This is a genomic window from Myxococcus faecalis (assembly GCF_050039385.1).
Taxonomy (GTDB): domain Bacteria; phylum Myxococcota; class Myxococcia; order Myxococcales; family Myxococcaceae; genus Myxococcus; species Myxococcus fulvus.
In genome coordinates this window covers 4,813,957-4,839,240 of record NZ_CP144336.1, presented here as the reverse complement: position 1 = coordinate 4,839,240, position 25,284 = coordinate 4,813,957, and the positions used below count along the sequence as shown (strand labels likewise).

The window sequence follows — 25,284 nt, the reverse complement described above, 5'->3', positions numbered from 1 at the left end:
CTTGTCGAGTGGGGGACGGCACCTGGGATACGGAGCGCGCCCGCGACCTGGCGCGCGGCTTTGCTCCGCCTCGGGCCCCGGAGTCTTCTACAGTCCCCCCTCCCACTCCTTACGCTCCGCGCCATGGCCGACTTCAGACCCGCCTTCTACCGACTCGCCGTCCGCGTCGACGCCCGCTATGACGCAATGAGCCGGAGCCTCCGCCGCTCGCTGGGCATCGCCCCGCCGCTGCGCATCCTCCCGTACCGGGGCCACGGCACCCCCGAGCGCGCGGTCATCAAGGCGCGCGTGCTGGAGGACCGCCACATCCAGCCGCAGCAGCGACGCCACACGGTGTGGAGCAGCGCGGTGGCCTCCTACAAGCGCTACATGACGCGCGAAATCGCCGGCGCGAAGGTGGCGGTGCGCTGGGGCGACAAGCGCTGGGAGGGCACCACCGACGAGGAGGGCTTCCTGGAGCTGTGGGTGCCCCCGCCCGAGGGCGTGCGCTCGGGCTGGCACATGGTGGAGCTGGAGCTGCTCTCGCCCGAGCCGGAGGGCGTGCCGCGCGTGGCCGCCCCCGTGCGCGTGGCCGGGACGAGCGCGCGCTACGGCGTCATCAGCGACATCGACGACACCGTCATCGTCACCGGCGTGACGGACCTGCTCAAGCGCGCCTGGGCCCTGTTCCTCACCGAGCACCGCGTGCGCCTGCCCTTCCCGGGCGTGGACGCCTTCTACGCGGCGCTCCAGGCGGGCGCGGACGGCCAGGGCGACAACCCCATCTTCTACGTCTCCAGCAGCCCCTGGAACCTGTACGAGCACCTGGACGAGTTCCTCGCCCTGCACCACATCCCCACCGGGCCGCTGCTCCTGCGCGACTGGGGCCTGTCCAGCACGGGCTTCGCCCCCGGCGGCGGCCACGGCCACAAGCTGGAGAAGATTCGCGGGCTGCTCACGGACCTGGACCACCTGCCCTTCATCCTCATCGGCGACAGCGGCCAGGAGGACGCCGAGCACTACCGCACCATCGTCCGCGAGTTCCCCGGCCGCATCCTCGGCGTCTACATCCGCAACGTGCCCGGCCACCCCCGCCGCGCCCGGGAGCTGGAGGCCATCGCCGCCGACATCCGCGACGCGGGCAGCCAGCTGCTCGCCGTGGACGACACCACCAGCGCGGCGCGTCACGCCGCCCGCTCCGGGTGGATTCAGTGGAAGGAGGTCCTCGAGGTGGAGGCCCACCGCCGCGAGGACTCCGAGCGGGGCCCGGGGTGAGTCAATTTCAGCTCTGACGGCAAATTATCGTTAAGGCTTGAATTCGGACCTGCAACTGTGGCAGAGGCGCGCCTGATTCTCCGGTCTTTCCTCTGTTTCCACACCCCTGAAGGAAGCGAGGCCCCCGTGGCCAGCAGGTCCATTCGTTTCGCCGGACGCTCCCCGCGTTGGTACCGGGTGCGCGCCATCGCCCGGAGTCCGAAGCCCCCCAGGCTCCTCTCCTGCGCCCCGCGCGCGCGCCCACGCCCTCCGGCGCGCCCTCCGCGCGGCAAGGCCCGGTGCTCCTGGTGGACGGCGAGGTCCACCTCGGCGCGCTGAGTCGGGGCCTCAGGGCAGGGGACGGGCCCCGGGGAACTGGGCGGCCCGCGTGGCGCGCTCCATGATTTCGCCCTGGGCCCAGCGCTTCTCGCCGCCGGCCGGTGGCACCAGGCGCTTCCAGGTGCCATCGGCTTGCAGCTCCCACGCGTGGGTGTTGTCCGCGAGGCTGCGCTCCAGCGAGTCGCGCACCTGCGCGGCCAGCGTGGGGTCCTCCACCGGCGCGAGAATCTCCACCCGGTGGTCCAGGTTTCGAGGCATCAGGTCTGCGGAGCCGATGTAGCAGCGCAATTCCTGTCCCCGCTCGAAGAGGTACAGGCGCGCGTGCTCCAGGAAGCGGCCCAGCGTGGACACCACGCGGATGTTCTCGGAGACGCCGGGCACGCCCGGGCGCAGGCAGCAGATGCCGCGCACGTTGAGGTCCACCTTCACGCCCGCGCGGGACGCGTCGTAGAGCGCGCGGATGATGATGGGGTCCACCAGCGCGTTCATCTTCATCTGGATGCGCGCGGGGCGCTCCAGCGTGTGCGCGACGACGGTGGCCTTGATGTGCTCGAGCAGCCCCTCGCGCATGGTGAGCGGCGCCACCAGGAGCTTGCGGAAGCTCTTGGGCCGGCCGAAGCCGGTGAGGTAGTTGAACAGGTCCGCCACGTCCGCGCCGATGTCCGGGTCCGTGGTGAACAGGCCCATGTCCGTGTAGAGCCGGGCCGTCTTCGGGTTGTAGTTGCCCGTGCCCACGTGCACGTAGTGCCGCACCCGCTCGCCCTCGCGCCGCACGATGAGGATGGCCTTCGCGTGCGTCTTGAGCGACGGAATCCCATACACCACGTGCACGCCCGCCTCTTCCAGCGCGTTGGCCCACTTGATGTTGGTGCGCTCGTCGAAGCGCGCCTTGAGCTCCACCATGCACACGGCCTGCTTGCCGTTCTCCGTCGCGGTAATCAGCGCGGGCACCAGCGGGGAGCTGTCCGACGTGCGGTACACCGTCTGCTTGATGGCGAGCACGTCCGGGTCCGCCACCGCCTCCGTGACGAAGCGCTCCACCGACGAGCCGAACGAGTCGTAGGGGTGGTGCACCAGCAAATCCCCCCGCCGCATCGCCGCCATCACCGTCGTCCCCTCGGGCGCGTCCGAGTCCGGGCGCAGCCGGGGCTGGGTGACGGGCGTCCACGGCGGGTCCTTCAGCTCCGGGAAGCCGGGCGCGAAGGCGATGGCCTGCAGGTCCCCCAGGCCCAACAGCCCCTGCTCCTCGTACACCTGCCGCGACTCCAGCCCCAGCGCCTCCACCAGCGGCTCCAGCAGCTTGGGGCTCATCCCCGCCTGCACCTCCAGCCGGATGACGTCCCCGAAGCGCCGCTGCCGCAGCTCCGTCTCCACCGCCTTGAGCAGGTCCTCCGCGTCCTCGGACACGGTGAAGTCCGCGTCGCGGGTGACGCGGAACAGGCTCCAGCTGAGCACCTCCATGCCCGGGAACAAATCTCCCAGGTGCTGGGCGATGACCTCCTCCAGCGGCACGAAGACGTTGTTCTTCAGGGGCAGGAAGCGCGGCAGCAGCTCCTTGGGCACCTTCACCCGCGCCACGCTCTCCTCGCCCGCGTCCGGGTCCCTCAGGAGCACCGCGAGGCTGAGCGACAGGTTGGAGATGTACGGGAAGTGTCGGCCCAGGCCGATGGCCAGCGGCGTGAGCACGGGAAAAATCTGTTCCTTGAAGCGCTGGTCCACCTGCGCGCGCTGCTCGGCGTCCAGGTCCTTGGCGGAGAGGATGCGCAGGCCCTTCTCCGCGAGCGCGGGCCGCAGGAGCTTCTCGAAGATGGCGCTGTGGCGCTTGCTCTGCTCGAAGATGCCCTCGTGCAGCTTGTCCAGCGTCTGGCCCGGGGACGCGCCGTCGGGGACCAGCCGGGCCACGTTGCCGCGCACCTGCTCGTGCAGGCGGGCGACGCGAATCATGAAGAACTCATCCAGGTTGCGCGCGTAGATGGCCACGAACTTCAGCCGCTCGAGCAGCGGCTCGTCCGCCGACTCGGCCAGCTGGAGCACCCGGTCGTTGAAGGCCAACCAGGACAGCTCGCGGTTGAAGAAGAGCCCCTCCTCCGGGTCGGTCCCCGCGGGCAGGACGTCTCGCTCCAACGGCTTCTGGGTGCTGCGTCCGGCGGCCCCTCGCTTCGCCATCTCTCACGGCTCCTGGGTTCCTACCTCGGCGGGGGATGTAGCAGGACGGCAACCCCCGGATTGTGAACTTCCGTGTCACGAAGGGCAGCCCCTCCGCCCCCGATGTAAGGCCTGGGAAGGCGCCGGGCAGGCGTTACCGGACAGGACGCGTGGAGTTTCTTGCATCCGGGCTGTTGGAACGGCATGTCAGTCGACGTGAGCCCGACAGAGAACCCGCCGAACGCCGCCCTGGTTGCCGAGCCAACGGATTCGAGCAACCTCTTCACGGCCTTCCAGAAGGAAGGCAAGGCCTCCAAGGGCCGCTGGGCCGTGGCGCTCGTCGCGGCCCTCATCCCCGTCACGCTGGCGGTGGGCTTCTGGGGGCTGGCCCGCGAGCAGGAGAACACCTTCCGCGTCGTCACGCCCCATGGCTTCAAGTCCATGCATGGGGGCATGACGTCGGACCAGGTGGTGGCGCTCCTGGGCCGGCCCATGACGCGCGAGCAGGACGCCACGGGCGCGGACTGCTACCGCCACGGCACGCCGTCGATGGAGAAGGAGTTCTTCCTCGTCTATTCCGTCTGCTACCAGGACGGGAAGCTGAAGGACGTGAAGCAGCAGAAGTTCTCCGCCTGGTCCGTGGACCCGGAGACGGGCAGCTTCGAGGCGCCCTCCGGTGGCGAGGCCCCGTCCTCCCCCGCGCAGGCGCCCGCCGCCCCGGGGACGACCCAGGGCTGAGCGCCCACGCCCGGGGTGTCGCCTGACTGGACGTGAAGTGCGACCCAGTCGCATGATGCGGCCATGCGTCGGGCGTCTCATCCATCCATGCTGGGCCCCGAGGGGCTGAACCGTGCGCTGGAGCATCTTCGCGCCTTCGTGCGGCGCAAGGGGCTCAAGAGCTCGCTGGTGCGCGAGTCGGTGGCGCGCGCGGCGCTGGAGCACGTGGGGCACTTCACGGCGGAGGAGCTGGTGCGCTCCGTGCGGGAGCGGGGCGCGGAGGACGTGCACCCGGCCACCGTCTACCGGGTGCTGCCGCTGCTGGTGGAGGCGGAGCTCATCCACCAGACGCTGGTCTCCGGCGGCGAGGGCCAGCGCTACGAGCGCGCCTTCGAGCGCGAGCACCACGACCACATCATCTGCTCCTCGTGCGGCAAGGTGGTGGAGTTCCACTTCGAGGCCATCGAGCTGCTCCAGAACGACGTGGCGAAGAGCCTCGGCTTCCGGCTCACCGGGCACATCCACGAGCTGTTCGGGGTGTGCTCGGCTTGCGAGCCCCTCGCCAGGACGTGAGCCGGCGCCTCCCGGATGGACGGCCCCGGGCTTCTATGCGACTGAATCGCAAGATTGCCCCCAGCATCGATGCTGACGCTCCGTTCACCGTGACGCCCCCATGAGGCCGGTGCGAGCGCAGCCGATGCGCTCGTCCGCCGGAGGGTTCCATGACCGCGACCGTCAATCTCACGGGTGTCCCGGAGACCATGCTCTGGACGCTGCACAACCGCGCGACGGAGGCCCGGCGCGCGGACACGTTCCTTCACGACCCGGCGTGTGTGCGCATCTACGAGTCCATCACCTACGACTTCGAGCGCAGCTTCGGGAAGGCGGACGGCTCGCATCCGATGCGCTCGCGGGTGTTCGACGACGTGGTGCGGCCGTGGATGGCGGCGCATCCGGGCGGCACGGTGGTGGAGCTGGGGGTGGGGCTGGAGACGCAGCTGCAGCGGTGCGACGACGGGCGGGTGCGCTGGGTGTGCGTCGACGTGCCGGAGGCGCTGGCGGTGCGGGAGCGGTTCCTGCCGGCGTCGGAGCGGTGTCGGCACGTGCCGAGGAGCGCGCTGGACCTGGCGTGGCTGGACGCGGTGGACGCGTCTCAGGGCGTGTTCGTGAGCGCGCAGGGGCTGCTCATGTACTTCGAGGAGGCGGAGGTTCGCCGGCTGCTGCTGGCCATCGTCGAGCGCTTCCCCGGGGTGGAGGTGATGTTCGACGTCATCCCGCGGTGGTTCTCGAGGAAGACACTCCAGGGGTTCCACAAGACGAAGCACTACCGGGCGCCGCCGATGCCGTGGGGGGTGAATCGCGATGAGGTGGAGCCGCTGCTGCGCGGCTGGAGTCCGCACGTCACGGAGGTGAGGTCGGTGTCCTATGGCCTGTATGCGCGGGGCGTCGGGGGCGCGGTGTTGCGAGGGTTCTCCCAGGTGCCGGTGCTGCGGAACCTGCCTCCGGCCATCGTGCATGTGAAGACGGTGGCGCCGTGACGGCGGCGGTGAAGCGGTTCGACGACGCGGGGCAGTACGAGCGGGAGATACGCCAGCTGTTGCCGGGCTACGACGTGCTGCACGCGATGCCGGCGGCGGTGCTGGGGGCGATGCTCGGGGAGGCGCACGTGCGCTGCGCGCTGGAGGCGGGGCTGCCCAGGGAGCGCGCGGAGACGCTGCGGGGACGGCTGATGGGAGGATTCCATCTGCTCACGCGGGAGCGGCTCGACGTGTTGCTCTCGGGCGCGGGGCTGAAGGTGAAGGCGGAGCTGTTCCGCGCGTTCGGGATGGTGGGGCGCGTGCTGGAGCGCGAGGCCTGAGCCGCGGGCCGCTGACTGTTCACACGTGAGCGCGTCGACGCTCCTCGGGTGGGGGTGCAGGCGCGACCCGCGTGACCTCACCTTGTGCGCGCGGGGCGTGGGCGAGCCTGTGTCCTGCCCGGAGGGGGGCGGGTGTGGGGCGGCCGTGGACGTTCTTCCAGCGCGTGGGCGCTGGTTTCATCGCGGCCCTGCTCGTCGCGCTGGTGCTGACGTGCACGTTGGCCGTGGAGCTCGTGTCCGCGCGCTCCAGTCGCAGGGCGAACCTCCTGGAGCTGTCGATGGACCGGCTGGAGGTGGAGCGCCTGCGCAGGGCCTTCACCGACAAGGTCTCCAGTGAGCGGAGCGTCGTCCTGTCCGACGACGCGTTCTTCGCCGAGGACCGGGTGCGCGCTCGCGAGCGCTTCATCGTCACGCACGAGCGGCTCGTGTCTCGGCTGGTGACACCGCCCGCGGCGACGCTGCTCTCGTCGGCGCTGCGAGCGGAGCAGGAGCACGAGCAGGCCGTGCGGGAGTGGGTCGCCATCCACGCCACACGCGCGCTGCACTCACGACGCGAGGCCCTCTTCGAGGAACGGGCCAGGGACACGAGGCTGCGCACCTACGCGACGCTCCATCAGCTCACGACCCGGATGGAGTCGCGGCTGGGCACGAGCCTCCAGTCCGTGGTGGAGACGGAGGAGCAGGTCCTGCTGCTCTCCCTGGTGACGATGGGCCTGGTCCTCACGCTGGTCGCGACCTCGGGAGGACTGTTGCTGTCCCGGCTGCCACCGCCACGTGTCGAGGCCAGCCCCCCGCGAATCGAGCCACGCGTCGAGAGCGTGCAGGGCGCGAGTGGCGTCTCGGAGAGAGGCGACGAGACCGCGCGTCCCCGCACCAGGGCCGGCACCTTCTTCTTCGCGGAGGCGCTCATCGACTCATTGCTCGACGAAGACAGTCCATCGCGCGGTGACGCCACGAGACCCGGCGATGTCTCCAAGACCACACCGCGCGAAAGCACAGAGGTGGACCCCCGGTCCGCGCTGAAGGTGGACGAAGCCGACGCGCACGAGATGATGGCGCGCATCGGCGTGAGGGCGCACGATCTGGGCATCCCGTTCGACACCTTGCAGTGGCTCCTGCGCGGCTTGGAGCGGGTGGACCCCTCCTCGGAGCCGGACCGCGTGAGGGACGGAGTGGGGCGCGCGCTCGAACAGTCACGCCGCCTGGGTCAGTTGCTCCTGGACCTGTGGGACGTGTCGAGCCAGCTCACGGGTCGCCAGGTCGCGGAGCCGGTGGACCTGTCACACCTGGCTCACGAGGTGATGGAGCGCTTCACCGAGTCCGCGGCGCAGGCAGGCAGCCCGCTCCTCTTCGACGCGGAGCCGGGGCTCGTGGGTCGCTGGGACCGACTGGGCTTGGAGCAGGTGCTGACCCACCTCATCGCCCACGCGCTGGAACTCGGAGCGGGGCACCCCGTGCGGCTTCGCGTCGAGCGCGTGGGACGCACCCGCGCGCGAATCGTGGTCGAGGGCATGCCCCTGCCCGACGGTGGCGCCGGGCTGGGTCGCCACCTGGTCCAACAGTGGGTGGACTCCCACGGAGGCACCCTGCGCATGGAGGGCACCTCCGGGGACGGAGCCACCTGCACGGTGGAGCTGCCGCTGCTCGAGCAGCCCCTGGAATCAGCCCCCGCCTGAGTCCCTTCAGAACGGGTGGACGTGCTCCTCGGGCGGCGTGACGAATGACCGGAAGGCGGAGGTCTCCGTGTGCTTCTCGCGCGACTCCAGCCGCTCGAACTCCAGCGAGTCGTGCGCGCAGAACACCGTCACCTCATCCCCGTGCAGGCGCTTCCATGCGCGGTTCAACTCGAAGGGTTCTCAGTGGCTAGAGTGTTGAAATCATCTCCATTATAGAAATGGCTCTACGTTGCCAGTGAGAGTCACTCGGTAGGAATCACCTGGCTGTGCTGTTTCTGCCACTTTTTTAATCTGAGGCCATACTTTGAGAAGAGCGATTGCGTAGTCCCATAACTTTTGGTCGCCGAAGCCCTTCACTAGAAAGAAGGCAGTAAGCTTCGACTGCTGCAATGCCAGTCGTTCGTGCGGCTTGGATTTAATGTTTCTATCGGCTGTTACTAGGATCCAACCTTGCTTTCCGACCGTCGGAATCCATGTTTGATCCGGAGTCTCGACTGGGAATTCTTCCTTTAGGGCCCGTACGTCCTCTTTGAGGACGCGCAGTATCTCCACCAGTCGGTGGGATATGCAGTGGTCAAAGAAGAAGGTCACGCAGTTCGTTGCTCAAGCGAGCACTCGAAGGAGATTGCATCCTGAATGGCAGCGACAGGTACATCGTACCACGCGGCAATGTTCTCCTCTGATTCTCCGGCTCTGTGTGCGGCATAAAGTACCGAGGTTGGTACGCCGAACTTTGCGACTATGGGTGCTCCGAAGGACAGACGAGGGTCCAACACGACTCGCTTGTCTTTGCCTAGGGGAAACCACCTGAGCAACTGCCCTGCTTCAGAATACTCAAGCTGCTTAAGAAATGGATCCATCACTTGAGCGAAGACGTGCTGACGACGCACAAGATCAACCATGTGCTCATCACCTTCTGCATCTGCGGCTGTCGTAAAGATCCGCTTTCCGTCGGTGGAGAACTTTCTGAAGCAGAAAGGATGGTCTACTCCCCCGTACATCTCAGCGGCTACTTCTGCAGCACGTCGGATGACGGGCATGCTGACGCCATGCTCGCGAAAGTCGCGCACAAAAAGTAGTTCAATAAGATCGGGGAAAGAGAGATTGATCGTGCCGTCGATCTCTTCAAACTGTCCCCGGAAAAGAGGAGGCGATGAGCTACGTTGTCCACGCCTACCCCTGAACTCGTAGCCTTTGACGAGGCGCTTCACCCTGTCTGATTTCATGCGGACAAGGCGCGCCGCTTCCTTGAGGGAGTAGACCCCCACGTTAAAGCGTGGTGCTTGCTCGTCAATTGCAGTGGCCATCAGACGCCCAGTGTCCTAGCTAAAAATGTGCCTCCCTGTCGAGTTCACCACAAGGACCCTGTAAGTAGCTGAAAACAGAAGAAATTTAACCTACTGATTATGTCCCGTTCATTAGGGAGGGTCCAGAGTTTTGGGGGCGAGGTAGGTATGACCCTCCCCTGTCTCTTGCTACTACGTGGCTTCCATCTATGAGTCTGTGAACCGGAATATCCCCCACCGATTGTTGGAGTCAGCCCCGCCTGAGCCCCTTCAGAACGGGTGCACGTGCTCCTCGGGCGGCGTGACGAATGACCGGAAGGCGGAGGTCTCCGTGTGCTTCTCGCGCGACTCCAGCCGCTCGAACTCCAGCGAGTCGTGCGCGCAGAACACCGTCACCTCGTCCCCGTGCAGGCGCTTGAGCTGACGCAGCCGTCGCTGGTTGTGCAGCCGCATGGGCCGGTCCTTCTCCATGAGCCGTTGATACGCGCGCAGCCCCGGCGTGCAGCGATAGCGCCCCGAGTCCATCTCCCCGTGGAAGAAGTACGCGTCGCCCGCGTGCAACAGCCACCCGCTCCCCGAGCGCACCGCCACACCCGCGTGCCCCAGCGTGTGCCCCACCAGCGGCACCAGCAGGATTTCGGGCGGCAGCCCCTTCAGGTCGCGCACGCAGTCGAACCCGAACCACCGCTCACCCACCTGTCCCGTGGGGTACGTCACCCAGTGCGACTCGTGCATCCACTGCTCGGGGCGGTAGCGCTGCCGGTCCAGCGGTGACGTCCGCGCGGTGGCCGCCAGGTACTCGTCCGCGAGCAGGTGCACGCGCGCATGCGGGAAGTCATCGAGCCCACCCGCATGGTCGAAGTCGAGGTGGGTGAGGACGATGTCGCGCACGTCCTGCGCCTTGAAGCCCATCCGCTCGATTTGCCGGATGGCCGTGGCGCCCTCGTGCAGCTGGGGCCGACACAGCATGTCCAGGAAGAGCGGGCTCTGACGGACCTGGGGATGGAGCACGTCCTGCAGGCCGAAGCCGGTGTCCACGAGGATGAGCCCGTTCGCTCCCTCCACCAGCAGGCAATGGCAGGTCAGCGCCGCGGGACCTCGGAAGCCCCGGCGCCCGTCCATGAGGCGGCCCCCGGGTGGACACAGGGTGGTGCAGTTCAGGTGATGGATGCGCATGCCGACACGTCCCAGGCCGCAAGGCCGCTCGAGTCCGTGTCTAAGGTGGGACGTGCTTCACGGACGAGGAGCCCGGGCTGCTCGCCGCCTGGAGCGCTCGCTCGTCCGGGAGACCTGCGGCCATGAGCCCGGCGCACCTCACGGGCGACCGGCCCCTACAGGTGCTCCAGTGGGTCCGCCGTGCGCTCCTCGCGCACGTTGCCCGTGTGGAGCGTGGAGGCGGGCTCGAAGAGCAGCACGTGGACCTCCTCCTCCGCCACGGGCCGATGCTCCACGCCGCGCGGGATGATGATGAGCTCGCCGGGTGCCACCTCCACCGTGCGCTCGCGCAGCTCCATGCGCAGCTGGCCCTGCAGCACGAGGAACAACACGTCCTCGTGCTCATGGTGGCGCCACGCACACGGGCCCGACAGCTTCGCCAGCCGAACGTGCCGCCCGTTGAGCTCACCGATGGGCCCGTGCTCGGAGAACAGCGCCAGCTGCTGCGCCAGGTTCACCTTGCCGACGGACGGCATCGAGGGCGCGTCGCCCACCTGCTCACCGTCCGCCACGTTGGTGGGCTCCACGCGGCGGCGCGAGTCCCACCGGGGCGGGCGGGCAACGGGGACGGTGGGGCTTCGGGTGGGCGCGCTCATGAGGACGAAACCTTTGCATCCTCCCCATGGGATGTCTGTCTTCATCCCCGGGCATTGCCTCTCACGGACACCCCGCGCCCGCTGGGGTTGGGTATCCGACGAAGCGAGGCCCCCGCTTCAGTCGGGATAGAACATCGGGTCGCGCGTGGTGACGAACGAGGAGATGACGGACGCGACCTCCTCGGGCAGGCCGGTGAACTGCACGCCCACGCCCGGCATCAGCTCCGGCATCTTCGGGTTGGCCTCGCGCACCCAGCGCACCACGCCCGTCACCTTCATGGGGCGTCCACCAGGCAGCGTGAAGTCCAGCTCCACCTGCGTGCCGCGCGGCACCGCGTCCACCGTGGCGATGAAGACGCCGCCCTCGCTGATGTCCATCGAGAAGCCGGTGAAGAAGTTGGAGTCGCTGCGCATGTCGATGGACGTGTGCATGCGCACCCGACCGTTGCGCCGCGCGTCCGCGCCCTCCGAGCCGGAGGTCCGCGAGGGCGCCGAGGGCAGCGGCTGTCCCTTCTCGCGCGCGGCCTGGGCCGCCTTCGCCAGCTCCGCCTGCCGGGCCTTCGCGGCCTCCTGCTGACGTGCCTTCTCCCGCGCCTGGGTGGCCTCCTGCTGCTTCAGCGCGGCCTCCGCGTCCGTCACCGCGCGCGCCACCCGGGCCGTCTGCTCCTGCTGGATGCGCAGCGCCGCCTGCACCTCCACGCCCATCCGCCTGCGCGCCTCCAGCGCCTTCTCCCGCGCCTCCAGCGCCTTCTCCCGCGCGGCCTCCACGTCGAGTGAGGGCACGGAGGATGCCTGGAGCCTGGACGCCTGCTCGCCCAGCTGGGGGTCGGCGTCGGGCTCCTGGTGGGCGCGGGCCAGCGCGGCGCGCACGGCGTCCAGACGGCTGGAGAGCAGGGCCGCGTCGGCCAGGGCGCGCGTCACCTGCTCGGCGAGTCGGGACTCCTGGGTGGACAGCTCGCTCTCGGCGCGAGCCAGCTCGGCCTCACGGAGGCCCGAGGCGGGCGCGCGGGAGGCAGGGGACGACGAGGTCATGTCGTGGGACTCCGGAGGGGGGCCACTGTAGCAGGCCCCCCGGAAAGTCCACGTGCCACGGCGTGTGGGTCAATCCGCGCCCTTGATGCAGGCGACCGGCTTGAGTCGGTGCGCCACCCGGGCGAGCCCCGCCATCTCCACCGTCTCCAGCACGTCATCCAGGTTCTTGTAGCAGGGGCCGGACTCGTCCAGCGGTGTCTGCCGGGTGTTGAGGATGATGCCGGCCTCGGCCATGCGCGCGTCGGTGGCGTCCTGCTTCAGCACCCGCCGCGCCTCGCCTCGGGACAGCCGCCGCCCCGAGCCGTGGTTCACCGAGTAGATGGACTTGGACGCGCCCTCCTCGGCGAAGAGGATGGCGCTGCCGGTCTCCATGGAGCCGGGAATCAGGATGGGGTGGCCGGTGCCCTCCCAGGCCGTGCGCTTGAGCGCGGGGTGGCCGGCGGGGAACGCGCGCGTGGCGCCCTTGCGGGCCACGAACCTGCCAGCCTCCTTCTGGATGAGGTTGTGCGAAATCTCGTAGTAGACGCTCGCCGTCCCGCCGAACACGTCCTCGAGCGCGGCGCACACGGCCTCGCCGATGATGAGCCGGTTGGCCACGGCGAAGTTGGCCGCCATGTTGTGCAGGTTCCAGTACTCGCGGCCCAGCGCGCTGTCGGCGTCCAGCCACACGAAGTCCTCGCTGCGGCTCTTGAGGCCCAGGTGCGCGGCGCCCTGCACGAAGAAGTGCTTGGCGATGTTCCAGCCGAAGCCGCGGCTGCCGGTGTGGAGCATCACCCAGACGCGGCCGCTCTCATCCACCTGCATCTCGGTGAAGTGGTTGCCGCCGCCCAGGCTGCCCAGCTGGCCGCGCTTCTCGTAGGCCCGGTCCGGGATGTCCACCCGGTCGTCTTCCACGGGGATGAAGTCGCGCTCGGTGACGGCGGAGCCTCGGCCCAGGGCCTTGGCGCCGTGGCGCACCACCTCCGCGAACGAGCGGTCCGACACCCGGCGCTGGTGCTGCGCGCGGCTGGCGCCCACGCCCACGGCGATGCGGCGGGTGACCTGGTCGATCCACTGACGGCGCTTGACGGGGTCGGCGACGTCCTCGGCCATGAGGGAGGTCTGCAGCTGCACCATGCCGCAGCCGATGTCATAGCCGGCGGCGGTGGGGAGCAGGACGCCGTCGGTCTCCACGACGGTGCCGATGGGCACGCCGTAGCCCACGTGACAGTCGGGGGTGACGGCGACGCGGGTGACGCCGGGGAACGACGCGGCGTTGACCACCTGGTCGAAGACGGTGTCCTCCAGCCCGGGGACCTCGGGGCCCTCGCCCCACAGCAGCTTGTCCGAGAGGAACAGGTCCGCGTCGACCCGCATGCTCTTGGTCTTGGGCAGGACGTAATGGCCCTCTGCGGCCTTCTCCAGACGTTGCTTCCAACTCATGGCTTTCCTCCCCGGACAGGGGTGAACACGCGCGAGCGACGCAAACGTCCGGAACAAGCTGACTGTCCGGACCGGGTACGCCAGGGACCACCGAGGATGCGGGTGGAGCGGGCGGGAAGGCGAGCGAAATCCGGGGGTTTCCCTCGGGAGGAGCGGGACGCGACGCGGCGCGTGGGAGGGGCCTGCCCCGGACCTGGGGACGAGGTGAGGGGGGTGGTGTTGTTGCCGTGCGGACGCCCTGGACGCATCCTGGTGGGGTGGTGCGGCGGGTGCGCGCACACGCGGACGTCCGAGCGAAAGTCGGCTCGCGTGCGAAGCGTGGCGATTGGATCGGCTCGGGGCTTGCCGCATTCCCTCGCCAGTCCCATCCATTTCCCATCCAGGTAGGGGGTGGGTGATGGGTTTCCTCGGCGGGGTTTTCCTGGCGATGGCGTTGCAGGCGGTGCCGGCGGATACGGTGGCGGGTCCGGTGTTCAATCCGTCGATTTGCGCCAAGAAGCGGGTGGACGCGTGTGGTTGTCACCACGTGTATGGGATTCGGCACTGCCACCCGAACCGGAAGGGTGAGCACTGCGAGGCGCCGGTGAAGGCGCAGGTGTCGGAGGAGAAGGCGGAGGCGCAGGCGGTGGTGGAGAGCCGCGAGCCGGAAGCCACGCCGACGGAGCAGGTCCCGCCTGCCCAGGTGCAGCCGGCTCCCGAGAAGAAGCGCTTCGACCCGAAGAAGTCCGTGCCGATGTGAGGCGGGACGGGCAGGGCCTCCGGACGTGAGGCCCTCCCCCGCGTCCAGTGACGGTGAGCCAGGAGGCTCGGGCCCGTGGGGCTCGAGCGGTCCGGCGCGGCTGTGCGCGTACTCGGGGTGGGACGGGAGCTCGGGCGGTGGAGTGCTCCAGTGAGTCCGACTCGTGAAGGGGCTCCGGAGTGCGCCGAGGTCCAGGTCCGCCCGATGTGGAGAACTTGTGGAGCGCGAGCGGACCTGAAGCCACGATGTCGCGAGCGTGCGCATCCGCATGCGTGATGCGAGAGCCCGCGCGAGGCTGTGCATGCACGCGTCCACGACAGGCGTGAGGCCGCGTCAGCGCATGGGCGCCACGGAGGTCAAGGCCAGGTCCGAGCATGCGTGAGGCTGCGTCGGCGCATGGGCGCCACGGAGTTCACGGAGGTCGCGGCCAGGTCCGACCAGGCGTGGGGCCGCGTCAGCGCGTGGGCGCTACGGAGGCCACGGCCAGGTCCGACGCGGTCAGACGGGAGTCTTCGAGTGACTCGGTCGCGAGGGTCTCCGCGCGGCTCAAGGACAACGGACCCTCGGAGCGGATGATGACCCAGCGGGACTGAGGCGAGACCCTCAGCGCCACCGCGTTGGGACTGAGCCAGCGCAGCTCGGGTCGATACGCCGTCACGGGATTCACCGTCACCGGTCCCCCCGTGGTCCACAGGCTCGCGCTCACCTCGACCCGCTGTGGCTCGCGAGAATCCCGCGCGCTCAGCGCCTGCGCCGGAGGCGAGACCCGTGCCGTGGCCTGAAGCGCCTGCGCGGGTGACGCGGTCGGGGGCGACTTCGCCCGAGCGCATGAAGGGTCGGGAGCCCCGGCCGTGTGAGGCGCGGTGCCCGTCTGCGTCCACCGAGGCTCGAGCGTGAGCGGGGCCTTCGTCGTGCTTTCGTGACCGTCGGGCTGACGCGGAGCAGACGCAGCCTGGGGAGCCGAAGGCGCACCGGCCTGCCGTGAAGCGGTACCCGCGCCCATCGGCCGCGCCTGATTGCGTTCCGTGGACGGAGCACGAACAGCGCCGCCCGTGTTCTGCGCCGCGCCGCGCGAAGGCGTCACAGGCGCGGGAACAGTCCGCGGAGCCTCCACCTGCCGAGGCGCCACGGCACCCCGAGGAGGAAACGACGTCAGCGTCCGCGCGGGAGCCGCGGGCACGGGCAACCGCTCCCCCACGAGGGCGAGCTCATATCCACGCGGCGAGGAGACCTCGGGAGCCCGTGTCTCCGGAACAGGAGGAGACGACTTCGGCGACCGTGACGCGGGTAGCTGGATGGGCGTCGACGCCAGCAGCTCCGCGAGGAAGTCCGCGGTAGGCACCTCATCGAGCAGAATCCCCATCACGGTGGTGGGCGCGGGCGTCGCCACGGGCTCCACGTCGATGTCGATGGACACCTCGTCGACCAGGTCGAGAACAGACGACTCATCGTCATCGGGCACCGGCGGAGCGCTGGGCGCCACCAGGGCGCGCACGCTCACCGGAGCGATGGAAGGAACCGAAGGCAGCGGTCCCCGGACCCGAGCCTCCTCCGCCGCGCGCAACACGAACGCGGGAGGAGGAGGCGGCGGCGTGCGCGTCCTCGACTCCACCCGAGGCGCCTCCTTCTCCACGGCGAGCCCGGCCACATCCCGATAGAGCCGCTCATCCTCCAGCGCCGTCGAGGGAGGCACCGGCGCCTGTCCCAACCGCGCGAAGTCCGAGGTCAGCTCCGCATCCCGAGGGTCTAGCTCCAGCGCGGCGCGCAGGGCCGCGCGGGCCCGGGCCTCACATCCCTGCGCGAGCAGCAGCGACGCCGCTGTCCGATAGGAGGCGATGGCCGCGCGCAGGTTCCCCGCGCGACGACACGTCTCCGCGTGTTGCACGCGCGCATTCGGGTCCTTGGGCACCAGGCGGAGGATGCGCTCCAGCTCCTGTGCACACTCGCCATACCGTTCCTGGAGGAACAACGACCGCGCGGATTCCTTCAACGCTCTCAACTGGGCCCGCGCGTGCTCGCTCATCGTCCTGTCCTCCGGAACGGATGCCCTGCGGGGGAAAGCAGGGCCCATGCCGAGGCGCGCGCACGGCCGCGTTGAATCCACTGCTCATCGGAGACACTGGCCCATGGCGCGAAAGCCCGTCTTCGGGCGAGCATCACCCCCGGACTCCAGGCAGGCCCGTCAGGCCTGGAGACGCGCGAGGACTCCGAGCGAGCCTGTAGAAAAGGCGCCCCGCGCTGTAACAAGGAAAGCCACCGCACCGGTGGGTGTTCATCCCGAGGCGTGCATGTCGAAGCAGCCGAGTCGCTCCCACCTCTTCCTCCAGCACCTGCCGCCCCAGGCGCGGTGCTACGCGGAGGTGCCCGGGCTCGACGCGCTGTTGGACTCCTGGCTGTCCATCGCGAGACAGGCGTGGCCGGACGTCATGCTTCCGGAAGAGGACTTCCTGCGCCACGTCGCGACCCGGCTGGGCCCCAGCGACGAGCCCGCCGCGACACTCGCCGCGCTGCCCGTGGCGGACCTCTATCTGGCCTGCGCGTGTGCACGAGGACTGCCCACCGCGCACGCCGCGCTGGAGCGACATCTGCTCCCTCGTGCGGCCAGCGCGCTGACGCGGGTGCGAGGTGGCGGCCTGGACACCGCGGAGGTCCTCCAGCAATTGCGTCAGCGGCTCCTCGTCCCCCAGGGTGACGCCGAGCCGAGAATCGCCGAGTACCAGGGCACGGGCCCGCTGGCCGCGTGGCTGCGCGCGGCGGTGGTGCGCACGGCCTTCAACCTCCAGCGCGCGGAGGGCCGACGCGCCAGGGCCGAGGAGGACGCGGAGGCGGAGGGCTCCGCGTGGGTGGAGCGAGGCGGAGCGGGCGGTGACGTCGAGCTCGACTACCTGCGCCGCCGCCACCAGCAGGACTTCCGCGAGGCCCTGGCGGGAGCGCTGGGGAGCCTGTCCCCGCGCGAGCGCACCGTGCTGCGGCTGCACGTGGTGGAGGGCGTGAGCCTGGAGCGCATCGGCGCGATGTACCAGACGCACAAGTCCACGGTGTCGCGCTGGATTTCACAGACGCGGAGGACGGTGCTGGAGGGCGCGCGCGAGCGGCTGGCCGAGCGCCTCCAGCTGTCCGCGGACGAGCTGCGAAGCCTGATGCGGGTGGTGCACAGTCAGCTCGACGTGAGCCTCCTGGGGCTGTTGAAGGAACCCGGTTAGCCCCCCGCGAACTTTTTCGCGGCCCGCGTGCAACACGTCCTGGTGGCCGGTGTCACCCCGATGAAGGCAGGCGAGGACGCCTCGCTCTCATCCTGAAAGGACCCGAATCATGCGGAACGCACTGAAGAAGCTGGCCCTGGTGGCGCTGACGGTGGTGGGCACGACGGCGCTGGCGGAGGAGCGCATCGAGCTGAAGGTGGGGGACAAGCACGTCATCACCGTGAAGGACCTGACCCGCGTGGCGCTGGGGAACAGGGAGACGGCGGAGGTGAAGACGCTGGGGGGCGGGAAGCTCGAAATCACGGGGCTGGAGGCGGGCACCACGCGGCTGCTGACCTGGACGCGCGGTGGGCAGCAGGGGGACTACGCCGTGGTGGTGACGGACCCCGAGCAGGCGGCCGCGAAGTAGCCCGAGGGACCCGCTGCCTTCCCACCAATGAGGGCAGCGGGGATGATGTGACACGCGCCCATGAACCCACCGGCCTCTCCCATGCCCGAGGTGTGCCCGGACGAGAACGTGCTCGCCGGCTTCGTGAGCGGTGTGCTGTCGGGCGCGCGGGTGCCGGAGGTGGCGGCGCACCTGGACTCGTGTGAGGACTGTCGGGCCCTGGTCGCGGTGGTCGCGGCCGAGGCCTCCTCACCGGGCGCGGGCTCGCTCACGCGTCCAGACTCGGAGGGGATGTCGACCCGGGGAGCACGCCCGTCCCCAGCAGAGCGATTGCCGGAGGGCACGAAGCTGGGGAGCTACGTGCTGCGCGAGCTGCTGGGCGAGGGCGGCATGGGCGTGGTGTACGCGGCGGAGGACCCGAGGCTGGGGCGCAAGGTGGCGGTGAAGCTCTTGCGTCCCATGCGCGAGGGTGTCGAGACGGAGAGCCGCGCCCGACTGCTGCGCGAGGCGCAGGCGATGGCGCGCCTGTCCCATCCCAATGTGTTGCCCATCTTCGAGCTCGGCTCCGCGGAGGGGCGGGACTTCCTTGCGATGGAGTGGGTGGAGGGCCCGACGCTCGCGGGCTGGCTGCGCGAGCAGGAGCGTCCCTGGCGCGAGGTGCTGGAGATGTTCCACGCGGCGGGCCTGGGGCTCGCGGCCGCGCATCAGCGAGGGCTGGTGCACCGGGACTTCAAGCCCGCCAACGTGCTGGTGGGCCGGGACGGACGTCCACGCGTCACGGACTTCGGGCTCGCGAGGAGGTGGCGGGAGCCAGCGGCGTCGAACCCCACGACGGGCGACCTCACCACCGCGCCGCTCGGCGTGGACGCGGAGGAGACCGCGCTCACCCGCGAGGGCACCGCGCTGGGAACCCCCGCGTACATGTCACCCGAGCAGCGGCGCGGGCAGCCCGTGGACGCGAGGAGCGACCAGTACAGCTTCTGCGTCGCGCTGCACGAAGCGCTGTATGGCGAGCGGCCCGGACAACCGACGAAGCACGGCGCATCGGTGAAGAAGCCGCCCCGACTGCCAGGCCACGTGCGCGCGGCCGTGGCGAAGGGGCTCGCGAGTGAGCCCGAGGCCCGTCATCCCTCGATGGAGGCGCTGCTCCAGGCGCTCTCGAAACAGACACCTCGCGAGAGGGTGTGGTTGGGCTGGGTCGCGGTGCTGGGCGTGGGGGTGCTGGGCGGGGCCGGGGCCCTCTGGTGGAAGCCGGGTACAAAGCCGCCACCATCGGTGCAGGACGCGACCTTCATGGCGCAGGTCGAGGAGGCGAGGAGGACGGGCGGCAACACGTTCTTCCCCATGGTGATGGGCACGCCGCGCGAGCTGAGAATCGAGGGACTCTCACGCATCGCCATCGGTCGCACGGACCTGGTCGACATCAAGTCGGAGCCCGGCGTGTTGCTGCTCACACCGCTCGATGTCGGCGCGGGCCAACTGCTGGTGTGGACCCGCGACGGAGAGCGAAAGCTCTACACCGTGTCCGTCACCCGCGACTGAAGCACGGTGTCACTCAGCGCGCGCCGCGAGGGGCCTGCCTCGCCTGACGCGGTGTCTCCTGTCCGAGCAGCCGGTACGCGGCCTGACGATGTTGCTGGAGCTGGGGCAGCAGGTTGTCGAGCAGCGCCTTCAGCGACGTGTTGCTCGCGAACTGCTGCTGCGCGGCCATCACCTTGGCGATGTCCATGTCGTGGTCCCCGACCATGTCGGCCAGGTACGCGCGGTCGAACGGGGTGCCCTGGAGCGCCTCCAGCTTCTTCATCGTCGCGTGCTCGGCCTCCTGCATCGCCTGGGCGAGCGTGGAGTCCGCCTTGGGCTCCTCGAGCGTGAGGTTCTTCGACTTCGCATACGCCAGCAGGTTCTCGTCCGCCTGGCCGTGCTCGCGCTCCATGCGCGCGCCGAAGTCCTTCACCGCCTGGGACGCGCCGTTCTTCTGGGCGAGCCGTCCCATCTGGACCTCCATCTGGTTCGCGTGGTGCAGCTCCGCCAGGAACGCCTTCTCCTCGGTGGGCACGGGCAACAGGCCCCGCTGCATCCACTTCGCCGCCTGGGCGTCGCCCTGCCCCGAGCCGCCCGTGCCGGGCTGTTCATCCCCCAGCTTCTGGAGGTCCTCACCGTGGTCGATGGCCTCCGATTCGCCCATGCGAATCATTCCCTGACTGTCACCGGTGCCATTCTGGGTGGCGACATCGTCATCCTGTGCGCCCGCGGCGCCGCCCAGCACCAGCGAGCCGACCAGCATCCAACCGCTCCATCGCTTCATCGCCTGCCTCCGAGAAGTGTGAATCCGAACCTCTCGAAGGTGGCGACGGCGAAGCAGGCGCGGCCAGGGCACGACGGCCGGACGGACGAAGGCTGGGGTCAGGGCTCGGCGAGCAGGAACAGGGCGTGCGCGCTGGCGATGGGGCGGGTGCGGTCGTCCTGCCAGGCGTCGACGCGCACGTTGGCCACGCGGCGGCCCTGGCGGGTGATGATGGCGCGCGCGAAGGTGTCCTGCGGCTTGCCCGAGCGCAGGAAGTCCACCGTGAGCGAGATGACCTTGGGCACGCGCGGCGTCTCCGTCTTCAAGAGCAGCTCGAAGATGGAGGCGGACTCCAGCAGCGCGCCCAGGGTGCCGCCGTGCAGCGCGGGCAGGAAGCTGTTGCCGATGAGCATGGGCTGGTAGCGCATGCGGCACATCATCTCGCCGGCCAGGTTCTCCACGCCGATGCCCATGAATCGCGTGTAGGGGATGGCGTCGGTGAGGCGGCTGTACTCGCGCGTCTTGCGCACCTCGAGGACCAACTCGGCGATGGCGGAGGAGGGCTTGGTGTCATTCATGGAAGTCATTCCTCCGTCAGCATGAAGGTGCCCTGCGCGGAGGCCACCGGGTGGTTCTTGTCGCCCTGATGCACCAGCGCTCGGACGAAGGCGACCTGGCGCGTGGTGCGGTAGCACTCGGCCACGGCGGTGAGGGTGACCCCGGGGCGCGCGGGGCGCAGGTAGTCGATGCGCAAATCCAGCGTCACCATGGGGGTCATGCGTCCCAGCCGGAGCATGACGGAGGTGCCGCACGTCGCGTCGATGAGCGTCGTCACCGGGCCGCCGGCGATGACGCCCGTCTCCGGGTTGCCGACGAGGAAGTCCGCGTAGGGCAGCTCGACGGTGGCCTCGGTGGGGGCCACGTCCACGAGCTTCAGACCCAGCGCGTGGTTGTGGGGAACGATGTCCGAGTAGAACAGGGAGCAGCGCTCCATCCGCCCGGCCTTGTCTTCGGGAAGCTTGAAGTCGTCCGACATGGGGATGCGGATAACAGAAACGTCCCGGGATGGCGCGTGACGAATCGCGTCGAGCCCTCCGCGGCCGCTCAGGAAGAGGCCTGGCTGTCCCCCTGTTCACGTCGCGCCGGGCGTGTCCCCGGGGAGCCGGATAGTGTGGCGCCCCGCAAGGCCGTGTCTCGCACAGTCCCCCCACACGAGGACCTCTGGTGAAACGACTGACCTCCGCTCTCTGCGCCCTGCTGCTCGTCCCGGGCGCGCTCGTCGCCGCGCAGCCCGCGCAGACGCCTCCCGCCGCCCGGCAGGACCCCACGCCCCCCATCCCGGTGAAGAAGGATGACGCCGCCCGTGAGGCCGGCCGCGCCGTGGAGGTGGACCCCAACGCCCCGTCCGACACCGAGTCCGCCAAGGCCGACAAGGACAAGGACGCGTGGAAGGTGGACGCTCCCGGGTTCCCGGCGAAGCAGGTGTCCATCGACGTCTCCGAGGGGACGTGGATGAACGTGGACGTGAGCCCCAGCGGGGACGAGCTCGTCTTCGATTTGCTGGGGGACATCTACGTGCTGCCGCTGGCGGGCGGCGAGGCGCGGGCGCTGACCTCGGGCGTGTCCTGGGACATGCAGCCGCGCTTCAGCCCGGATGGGAAGTCCATCGCCTTCACGAGTGACAGGGGCGGGGGCGACAACATCTGGGTGATGAAGCGGGATGGCTCGGACGTGAAGGCGGTGACGCAGGAGAAGTTCCGCCTGCTCAACAGCCCCGCGTGGAGCCCGGATGGACAGTTCATCGTCGCGCGCAAGCACTTCACGGCGCGCCGCTCGCTGGGCGCGGGCGAGGTGTGGATGTATCACCGCTCCGGCGGCGAGGGCGTGCAGCTCACCGAGCGCGCCAACGAGCAGAAGGATTTGGGCGAGCCGGCGTTCTCCCCGGATGGCCGCTACGTCTATTTCAGCCAGGACGTCACGCCGGGCCGGACGTTCGAATACAACAAGGACCCCAACGGCGAGATCTACGCCATCCAGCGGTTGGACGTGGAGACGAAGGAGATCGACCCCTTCGTCACCGGGCCGGGAGGCTCCATCCGTCCGACGCCGTCGCGCGACGGCAAGCAGCTGGCGTTCATCCGTCGGGTGCGGACGAAGACGGTGCTCTACGTCACGGACGTGGCGTCGGGGGCGGAGCGCCCGCTGTACGACGGGCTCGACCGGGACATGCAGGAGACGTGGGCCATCCACGGCGTGTACCCGACGCTGGCGTGGACGCGTGACAACAAGGCGATTGTCTTCTGGGCGGGCGGCAAGCTGCAGCGCATCGACGTGGCGACGAAGCAGGTGACGCCCATCCCGTTCCGGGTGAAGGGCACGCGCACGATTTTCGAGGCGGTGCGCTCGCCGCGGGCGGTGGCGCCGGAGCGCTTCAACACGAAGATGCTGCGCTGGGTGCAGGTGTCTCCGAAGGGGGACCGGGTGGTGTTCCAGACGCTGGGCAAGCTCTACGTGAAGGAGCTGCCGGGTGGCACGCCGAAGCGGCTGACGAAGCAGGACGACCACCTGGAGTTCTACCCGTCGTTCTCACGGGACGGGCGCTCCATCGTCTACACGACGTGGGACGACGAGAAGCTGGGCGCCATCCGCGTGGTGTCGGCCACGGGCGGTGAGGGCAAGGTGGTGTCGACGCGGCCGGGCTACTACGTGGAGCCGGCGCTGAGCCCGGATGGCAAGTCGCTGGTGTATCGCGCGTCGGGGGATGGCTACCTGATGCCGGGGCAGTGGAGCCGGGAGACGGGGCTGTTCGTGCAGCCGGTGGCGGGAGGCACGCCGCGCAGGCTGGCTCGGGATGGCGAGCAGCCGCACTTCGGTGTGCGCTCGGACCGCGTGTACTTCCTGCATGTGGAGTCGAAGGAGAAGGAGGACGTGCGCTCGCTGAAGAGCGTGGGTCTGGACGGGAGCCAGGAGCGCACGCACGTGACGAGCGCGGAGGCGACGGAGCTGAAGGTGTCTCCGGACGAGCGGTGGGTGGCGTTCCGGGAGAACTTCAACGCGTTCATCACGCCGTTCCCCAAGGGGGCGAAGGCGGCGGTGGTGGGGCCGGACGCGAAGGCGTTGCCGGTGGCGAAGGTGAGCCGCGACGCGGGCGAGTACCTGCACTGGGCGGGCAACAGCCAGGGGCTGCACTGGGCGCTGGGGCCGGAGCTGTTCACGCGGGAGCTGAAGCAGGCGTTCACCTTCGTGGAGGGGGCGCCGGAGAAGCTGCCGCCGGTGCCGGAGAAGGGCGTGGACCTGTCGTTCCTGGTGAAGGCGGACGTGCCGGAGGGGACGCTGGCGCTGGTGGGTGGGCGCGTCATCACGATGAAGGGTGACGAGGTGTTCGAGCAGGGCGTGGTGGTGGTGAAGGGCAACCGCATCGTCGCGGTGGGGCCGGTGGGCAAGGTGCAGGTGCCGGCTGGGGCGAAGGTCGTGGATGTGAAGGGCAAGACGTTGATGCCGGGCCTGGTGGACGTGCACTGGCATGGGGCCATGGGGGTGGATGGGCTGATGCCGGAGCAGAGCTGGGTGCAGGCGGCGTCGCTGGCGTATGGGGTGACGACGTTGCATGACCCGTCGAACTCGTCGGAGGAGGTGTTCGCGGCGAGTGAGCTGGGGAGGGCGGGGGCGTTGGTGTCGCCGCGCATCTTCTCGACGGGGACCATCCTGTATGGCGCGGCGGGGGTGGGGTATCGCGCGCCGATTGAGACGCTGGACGATGCGCGCTCGCACCTGCGGCGGATGAAGGCGATGGGGGCCTTCAGCGTGAAGAGCTACAACCAGCCGAGGAGGGACCAGCGGCAGAAGGTGCTCCAGGCGGCGCGGGAGCTGGAGATGCTGGTGGTGCCCGAGGGTGGCTCGTTGCTGCAGCACAACCTGACGATGGTGGTGGATGGGCACACGGGCGTGGAGCACGCGATTCCGGTGGCGCGCATCTACGCGGACGTGAAGCAGCTGTGGGGGAAGAGTGGGACGGGCTACACGCCGACGTTGGGGGTGGCGTATGGCGGCAACTGGGGTGAGAACTACTGGTACCAGAAGACGAACGTCTGGGAGGACGAGCGGCTGTTGTCCTTCGTGCCGCGGCGGGTGGTGGATTCACGCAGCCGCCGGCGGACGATGGTGCCGGACGACGAGATGAATCATTTCGACGCGGCGCGGACGGCGAGGGAGCTGAATGAGGCGGGGGTGAACGTGCAGCTCGGCGCGCATGGACAGCGCGAGGGGCTGGCGGCGCACTGGGAGCTGTCGATGTTCGGCCAGGGCGGGATGAAGCCGTTGCAGGCGCTGCGCGCGGGGACGCTCGGTGGGGCGCGTTATCTGGGCATGGATGGGGAGATTGGCTCGCTGGAGGAGGGGAAGCTGGCGGACCTCATCGTGTTGGACAGGAACCCGCTGGAGGACCTGATGAACAGCCGCTCCGTGCGCTACACGATGGTGAACGGGCGGCTGTACGACGCGGCCACGCTGAACGAAGTGGGCACGCGGCAGCGCCAGCGCGCGAAGTTCTTCTTCGAGAAGGACGGCAACGAGGGCTGGAGTCCCAAGGCCAGCGCGCATACGCACACGCACTCGTGTGACTGAGTGAAGCGTGGCGTCACGGTGAGCCTCGGTGCGGGAGCTGCGTGGACCCGCACCGGATTCCTCCTCGAGGGTGAACGACTGGAGCCCGGTGGACATGACTCGGGACCGGGGCTCACTGGGATGCACTGCCGTGAACTGGGACGCTCCGGGTTGCAACACAGGAGGCGTCACCATGCTGAATCTGATGAAGCGGTTGGCGGGAACGTTCGTGCTGATGATGGCCGTGGGCTGCGGACCCATGGACCCTGCCGAGGAGACGGCGGCTCCCGAGCCTTCACCTTCCGCCGACGCTCCGACTGTCGAGGCCGCCGGTCTCCCTGAGTTCCTCGCGTGTCTCAATCCGGCGACGGAGCAGGCTCGCGCGTGCATCGTGACCTGCGTGGAGTTCTCGCCCGTGTTGAGCCTCGTCCCCTGTCTGGGGAGCTGTGGGCTGCAGCTCACCGCCATCACGACGTGTCTGCCCGCGCTGGCCCTCTAGCGCACGGCTTCTCGCGCGCATGACCCACGACGGGCTCCGGAACGAACCTC

Annotated in this window: 24 protein-coding genes; 12 read left to right on the top strand and 12 right to left on the bottom strand. The window is 69.3% G+C overall.

Annotated elements, in window-relative coordinates:
- The first annotated feature begins 123 nt into the window (after positions 1 to 123).
- Positions 124 to 1,254, top strand: a complete 1,131-nt coding sequence (locus VZQ01_RS19340) for an App1 family protein phosphatidate phosphatase (RefSeq protein ID WP_223749448.1) — start codon at positions 124 to 126, stop codon at positions 1,252 to 1,254.
- 327 nt (positions 1,255 to 1,581) lie between these two features.
- Here VZQ01_RS19340 and ppk1 read toward each other — a convergent pair whose 3' ends face one another.
- Complete coding sequence (gene ppk1, locus VZQ01_RS19335) at positions 1,582 to 3,738, bottom strand: polyphosphate kinase 1 (protein WP_223749447.1); 2,157 nt, start codon at positions 3,736 to 3,738, stop codon at positions 1,582 to 1,584.
- Between the two features lie 183 nt (positions 3,739 to 3,921).
- On the opposite strand from ppk1, the gene VZQ01_RS19330 reads away from it, so the two are divergent.
- The 5 genes from VZQ01_RS19330 to VZQ01_RS19310 all read left to right on the top strand — a co-directional run bounded on the left by VZQ01_RS19330 (position 3,922) and on the right by VZQ01_RS19310 (position 7,968).
- Positions 3,922 to 4,455, top strand: a complete 534-nt coding sequence (locus VZQ01_RS19330) for a hypothetical protein (protein ID WP_267698674.1) — start codon at positions 3,922 to 3,924, stop codon at positions 4,453 to 4,455.
- 63 nt (positions 4,456 to 4,518) lie between these two features.
- Positions 4,519 to 5,007, top strand: a complete 489-nt coding sequence (locus VZQ01_RS19325) for a Fur family transcriptional regulator (protein WP_223749445.1) — start codon at positions 4,519 to 4,521, stop codon at positions 5,005 to 5,007.
- 149 nt (positions 5,008 to 5,156) lie between these two features.
- Positions 5,157 to 5,972, top strand: coding sequence for a class I SAM-dependent methyltransferase (locus tag VZQ01_RS19320; protein ID WP_426748621.1), 816 nt, complete (start codon positions 5,157 to 5,159; stop codon positions 5,970 to 5,972).
- The gene (locus VZQ01_RS19315) at positions 5,969 to 6,292 is read left to right on the top strand and encodes a hypothetical protein (protein WP_426748620.1); all 324 of its coding nucleotides are present in this window, start codon (positions 5,969 to 5,971) and stop codon (positions 6,290 to 6,292) included. Before VZQ01_RS19320 ends, VZQ01_RS19315 begins: the two co-directional genes overlap by 4 nt.
- Positions 6,293 to 6,426: 134 nt before the next feature.
- Entirely contained in the window at positions 6,427 to 7,968 is a 1,542-nt protein-coding gene (locus VZQ01_RS19310; RefSeq protein ID WP_426748619.1) for a sensor histidine kinase, read from the top strand.
- Positions 7,969 to 7,974: 6 nt separating this feature from the next.
- On the opposite strand, the gene VZQ01_RS19305 is transcribed toward VZQ01_RS19310, so the two are convergent.
- From VZQ01_RS19305 to VZQ01_RS19275, 7 genes are all read right to left on the bottom strand, one after another.
- Complete coding sequence (locus VZQ01_RS19305) at positions 7,975 to 8,136, bottom strand: hypothetical protein (protein WP_426748618.1); 162 nt, start codon at positions 8,134 to 8,136, stop codon at positions 7,975 to 7,977.
- A gap of 42 nt (positions 8,137 to 8,178) precedes the next feature.
- Entirely contained in the window at positions 8,179 to 8,520 is a 342-nt protein-coding gene (locus VZQ01_RS19300; RefSeq protein ID WP_426748980.1) for a PIN-like domain-containing protein, read from the bottom strand.
- Positions 8,521 to 8,555: 35 nt separating this feature from the next.
- A complete protein-coding gene (locus VZQ01_RS19295) occupies positions 8,556 to 9,275 on the bottom strand; it encodes a DUF433 domain-containing protein (protein WP_426748617.1) in 720 nt (239 codons plus the stop codon).
- A 249-nt stretch (positions 9,276 to 9,524) separates the two neighbouring features.
- Complete coding sequence (locus VZQ01_RS19290) at positions 9,525 to 10,430, bottom strand: MBL fold metallo-hydrolase (RefSeq protein WP_426748616.1); 906 nt, start codon at positions 10,428 to 10,430, stop codon at positions 9,525 to 9,527.
- A gap of 155 nt (positions 10,431 to 10,585) precedes the next feature.
- The gene (locus VZQ01_RS19285) at positions 10,586 to 11,065 is read right to left on the bottom strand and encodes a cupin domain-containing protein (RefSeq protein ID WP_426748614.1); all 480 of its coding nucleotides are present in this window, start codon (positions 11,063 to 11,065) and stop codon (positions 10,586 to 10,588) included.
- Positions 11,066 to 11,182: 117 nt separating this feature from the next.
- On the bottom strand, positions 11,183 to 12,097 hold the full coding sequence (locus tag VZQ01_RS19280) for a TIGR02266 family protein (protein WP_426748613.1): 915 nt from the start codon (positions 12,095 to 12,097) through the stop codon (positions 11,183 to 11,185).
- A gap of 69 nt (positions 12,098 to 12,166) precedes the next feature.
- Positions 12,167 to 13,519 (bottom strand): RtcB family protein, encoded by a 1,353-nt coding sequence (locus tag VZQ01_RS19275; RefSeq protein ID WP_426748612.1) that lies wholly within the window; start codon positions 13,517 to 13,519, stop codon positions 12,167 to 12,169.
- Between the two features lie 397 nt (positions 13,520 to 13,916).
- Between VZQ01_RS19275 and VZQ01_RS19270 the strand changes: the two genes are divergently transcribed.
- Entirely contained in the window at positions 13,917 to 14,258 is a 342-nt protein-coding gene (locus VZQ01_RS19270; protein WP_426748610.1) for a hypothetical protein, read from the top strand.
- Between the two features lie 454 nt (positions 14,259 to 14,712).
- On the opposite strand, the gene VZQ01_RS19265 is transcribed toward VZQ01_RS19270, so the two are convergent.
- Positions 14,713 to 16,281: a tetratricopeptide repeat protein gene (locus VZQ01_RS19265; protein WP_426748609.1), complete on the bottom strand. Its 1,569-nt coding sequence runs from the start codon at positions 16,279 to 16,281 to the stop codon at positions 14,713 to 14,715.
- 265 nt (positions 16,282 to 16,546) lie between these two features.
- Here VZQ01_RS19265 and VZQ01_RS19260 point away from each other — a divergent pair, with 265 nt between their 5' ends.
- The 3 genes from VZQ01_RS19260 (at position 16,547) to VZQ01_RS19250 (ending at position 19,391) form a co-directional block, all read left to right on the top strand.
- Positions 16,547 to 17,461, top strand: a complete 915-nt coding sequence (locus VZQ01_RS19260; protein WP_141333044.1) for a sigma-70 family RNA polymerase sigma factor — start codon at positions 16,547 to 16,549, stop codon at positions 17,459 to 17,461.
- Positions 17,462 to 17,570: 109 nt separating this feature from the next.
- On the top strand, positions 17,571 to 17,870 hold the full coding sequence (locus VZQ01_RS19255) for a pilus assembly protein N-terminal domain-containing protein (RefSeq protein WP_141333045.1): 300 nt from the start codon (positions 17,571 to 17,573) through the stop codon (positions 17,868 to 17,870).
- 60 nt (positions 17,871 to 17,930) lie between these two features.
- The gene (locus tag VZQ01_RS19250) at positions 17,931 to 19,391 is read left to right on the top strand and encodes a protein kinase domain-containing protein (protein ID WP_426748607.1); all 1,461 of its coding nucleotides are present in this window, start codon (positions 17,931 to 17,933) and stop codon (positions 19,389 to 19,391) included.
- A gap of 13 nt (positions 19,392 to 19,404) precedes the next feature.
- Here VZQ01_RS19250 and VZQ01_RS19245 read toward each other — a convergent pair whose 3' ends face one another.
- The 3 genes from VZQ01_RS19245 to VZQ01_RS19235 form a co-directional block, all read right to left on the bottom strand.
- Entirely contained in the window at positions 19,405 to 20,154 is a 750-nt protein-coding gene (locus tag VZQ01_RS19245) for a DUF4142 domain-containing protein (RefSeq protein ID WP_426748605.1), read from the bottom strand.
- Between the two features lie 98 nt (positions 20,155 to 20,252).
- Positions 20,253 to 20,711, bottom strand: coding sequence for a PaaI family thioesterase (locus tag VZQ01_RS19240; RefSeq protein WP_194869471.1), 459 nt, complete (start codon positions 20,709 to 20,711; stop codon positions 20,253 to 20,255).
- A 5-nt stretch (positions 20,712 to 20,716) separates the two neighbouring features.
- The gene (locus tag VZQ01_RS19235) at positions 20,717 to 21,169 is read right to left on the bottom strand and encodes a PaaI family thioesterase (RefSeq protein ID WP_046710288.1); all 453 of its coding nucleotides are present in this window, start codon (positions 21,167 to 21,169) and stop codon (positions 20,717 to 20,719) included.
- A 188-nt stretch (positions 21,170 to 21,357) separates the two neighbouring features.
- On the opposite strand from VZQ01_RS19235, the gene VZQ01_RS19230 reads away from it, so the two are divergent.
- Both VZQ01_RS19230 and VZQ01_RS19225 read left to right on the top strand, forming a co-directional pair.
- Positions 21,358 to 24,756, top strand: coding sequence for an amidohydrolase family protein (locus VZQ01_RS19230; protein WP_426748604.1), 3,399 nt, complete (start codon positions 21,358 to 21,360; stop codon positions 24,754 to 24,756).
- A 172-nt stretch (positions 24,757 to 24,928) separates the two neighbouring features.
- Positions 24,929 to 25,234, top strand: coding sequence for a hypothetical protein (locus VZQ01_RS19225; RefSeq protein WP_223784247.1), 306 nt, complete (start codon positions 24,929 to 24,931; stop codon positions 25,232 to 25,234).
- The last annotated feature ends 50 nt before the right edge of the window (positions 25,235 to 25,284 follow it).

Excerpts from the sequence above, each read along its gene's own strand:
- VZQ01_RS19340 (WP_223749448.1), top strand. The coding sequence starts at position 124 with ATGGCCGACTTCAGACCCGCCTTCTACCGACTCGCCGTCCGCGTCGAC.
- ppk1 (WP_223749447.1), bottom strand. The coding sequence starts at position 3,738 with ATGGCGAAGCGAGGGGCCGCCGGACGCAGCACCCAGAAGCCGTTGGAG.
- VZQ01_RS19330 (WP_267698674.1), top strand. The coding sequence starts at position 3,922 with ATGTCAGTCGACGTGAGCCCGACAGAGAACCCGCCGAACGCCGCCCTG.
- VZQ01_RS19325 (WP_223749445.1), top strand. The coding sequence starts at position 4,519 with ATGCGTCGGGCGTCTCATCCATCCATGCTGGGCCCCGAGGGGCTGAAC.
- VZQ01_RS19320 (WP_426748621.1), top strand. The coding sequence starts at position 5,157 with ATGACCGCGACCGTCAATCTCACGGGTGTCCCGGAGACCATGCTCTGG.
- VZQ01_RS19295 (WP_426748617.1), bottom strand. The coding sequence starts at position 9,275 with ATGGCCACTGCAATTGACGAGCAAGCACCACGCTTTAACGTGGGGGTC.
- VZQ01_RS19290 (WP_426748616.1), bottom strand. The coding sequence starts at position 10,430 with ATGCGCATCCATCACCTGAACTGCACCACCCTGTGTCCACCCGGGGGC.
- VZQ01_RS19285 (WP_426748614.1), bottom strand. The coding sequence starts at position 11,065 with ATGAGCGCGCCCACCCGAAGCCCCACCGTCCCCGTTGCCCGCCCGCCC.
- VZQ01_RS19280 (WP_426748613.1), bottom strand. The coding sequence starts at position 12,097 with ATGACCTCGTCGTCCCCTGCCTCCCGCGCGCCCGCCTCGGGCCTCCGT.
- VZQ01_RS19275 (WP_426748612.1), bottom strand. The coding sequence starts at position 13,519 with ATGAGTTGGAAGCAACGTCTGGAGAAGGCCGCAGAGGGCCATTACGTC.
- VZQ01_RS19270 (WP_426748610.1), top strand. The coding sequence starts at position 13,917 with ATGGGTTTCCTCGGCGGGGTTTTCCTGGCGATGGCGTTGCAGGCGGTG.
- VZQ01_RS19265 (WP_426748609.1), bottom strand. The coding sequence starts at position 16,281 with ATGAGCGAGCACGCGCGGGCCCAGTTGAGAGCGTTGAAGGAATCCGCG.
- VZQ01_RS19260 (WP_141333044.1), top strand. The coding sequence starts at position 16,547 with ATGTCGAAGCAGCCGAGTCGCTCCCACCTCTTCCTCCAGCACCTGCCG.
- VZQ01_RS19255 (WP_141333045.1), top strand. The coding sequence starts at position 17,571 with ATGCGGAACGCACTGAAGAAGCTGGCCCTGGTGGCGCTGACGGTGGTG.
- VZQ01_RS19250 (WP_426748607.1), top strand. The coding sequence starts at position 17,931 with ATGAACCCACCGGCCTCTCCCATGCCCGAGGTGTGCCCGGACGAGAAC.
- VZQ01_RS19245 (WP_426748605.1), bottom strand. The coding sequence starts at position 20,154 with ATGAAGCGATGGAGCGGTTGGATGCTGGTCGGCTCGCTGGTGCTGGGC.
- VZQ01_RS19240 (WP_194869471.1), bottom strand. The coding sequence starts at position 20,711 with ATGAATGACACCAAGCCCTCCTCCGCCATCGCCGAGTTGGTCCTCGAG.
- VZQ01_RS19235 (WP_046710288.1), bottom strand. The coding sequence starts at position 21,169 with ATGTCGGACGACTTCAAGCTTCCCGAAGACAAGGCCGGGCGGATGGAG.
- VZQ01_RS19225 (WP_223784247.1), top strand. The coding sequence starts at position 24,929 with ATGCTGAATCTGATGAAGCGGTTGGCGGGAACGTTCGTGCTGATGATG.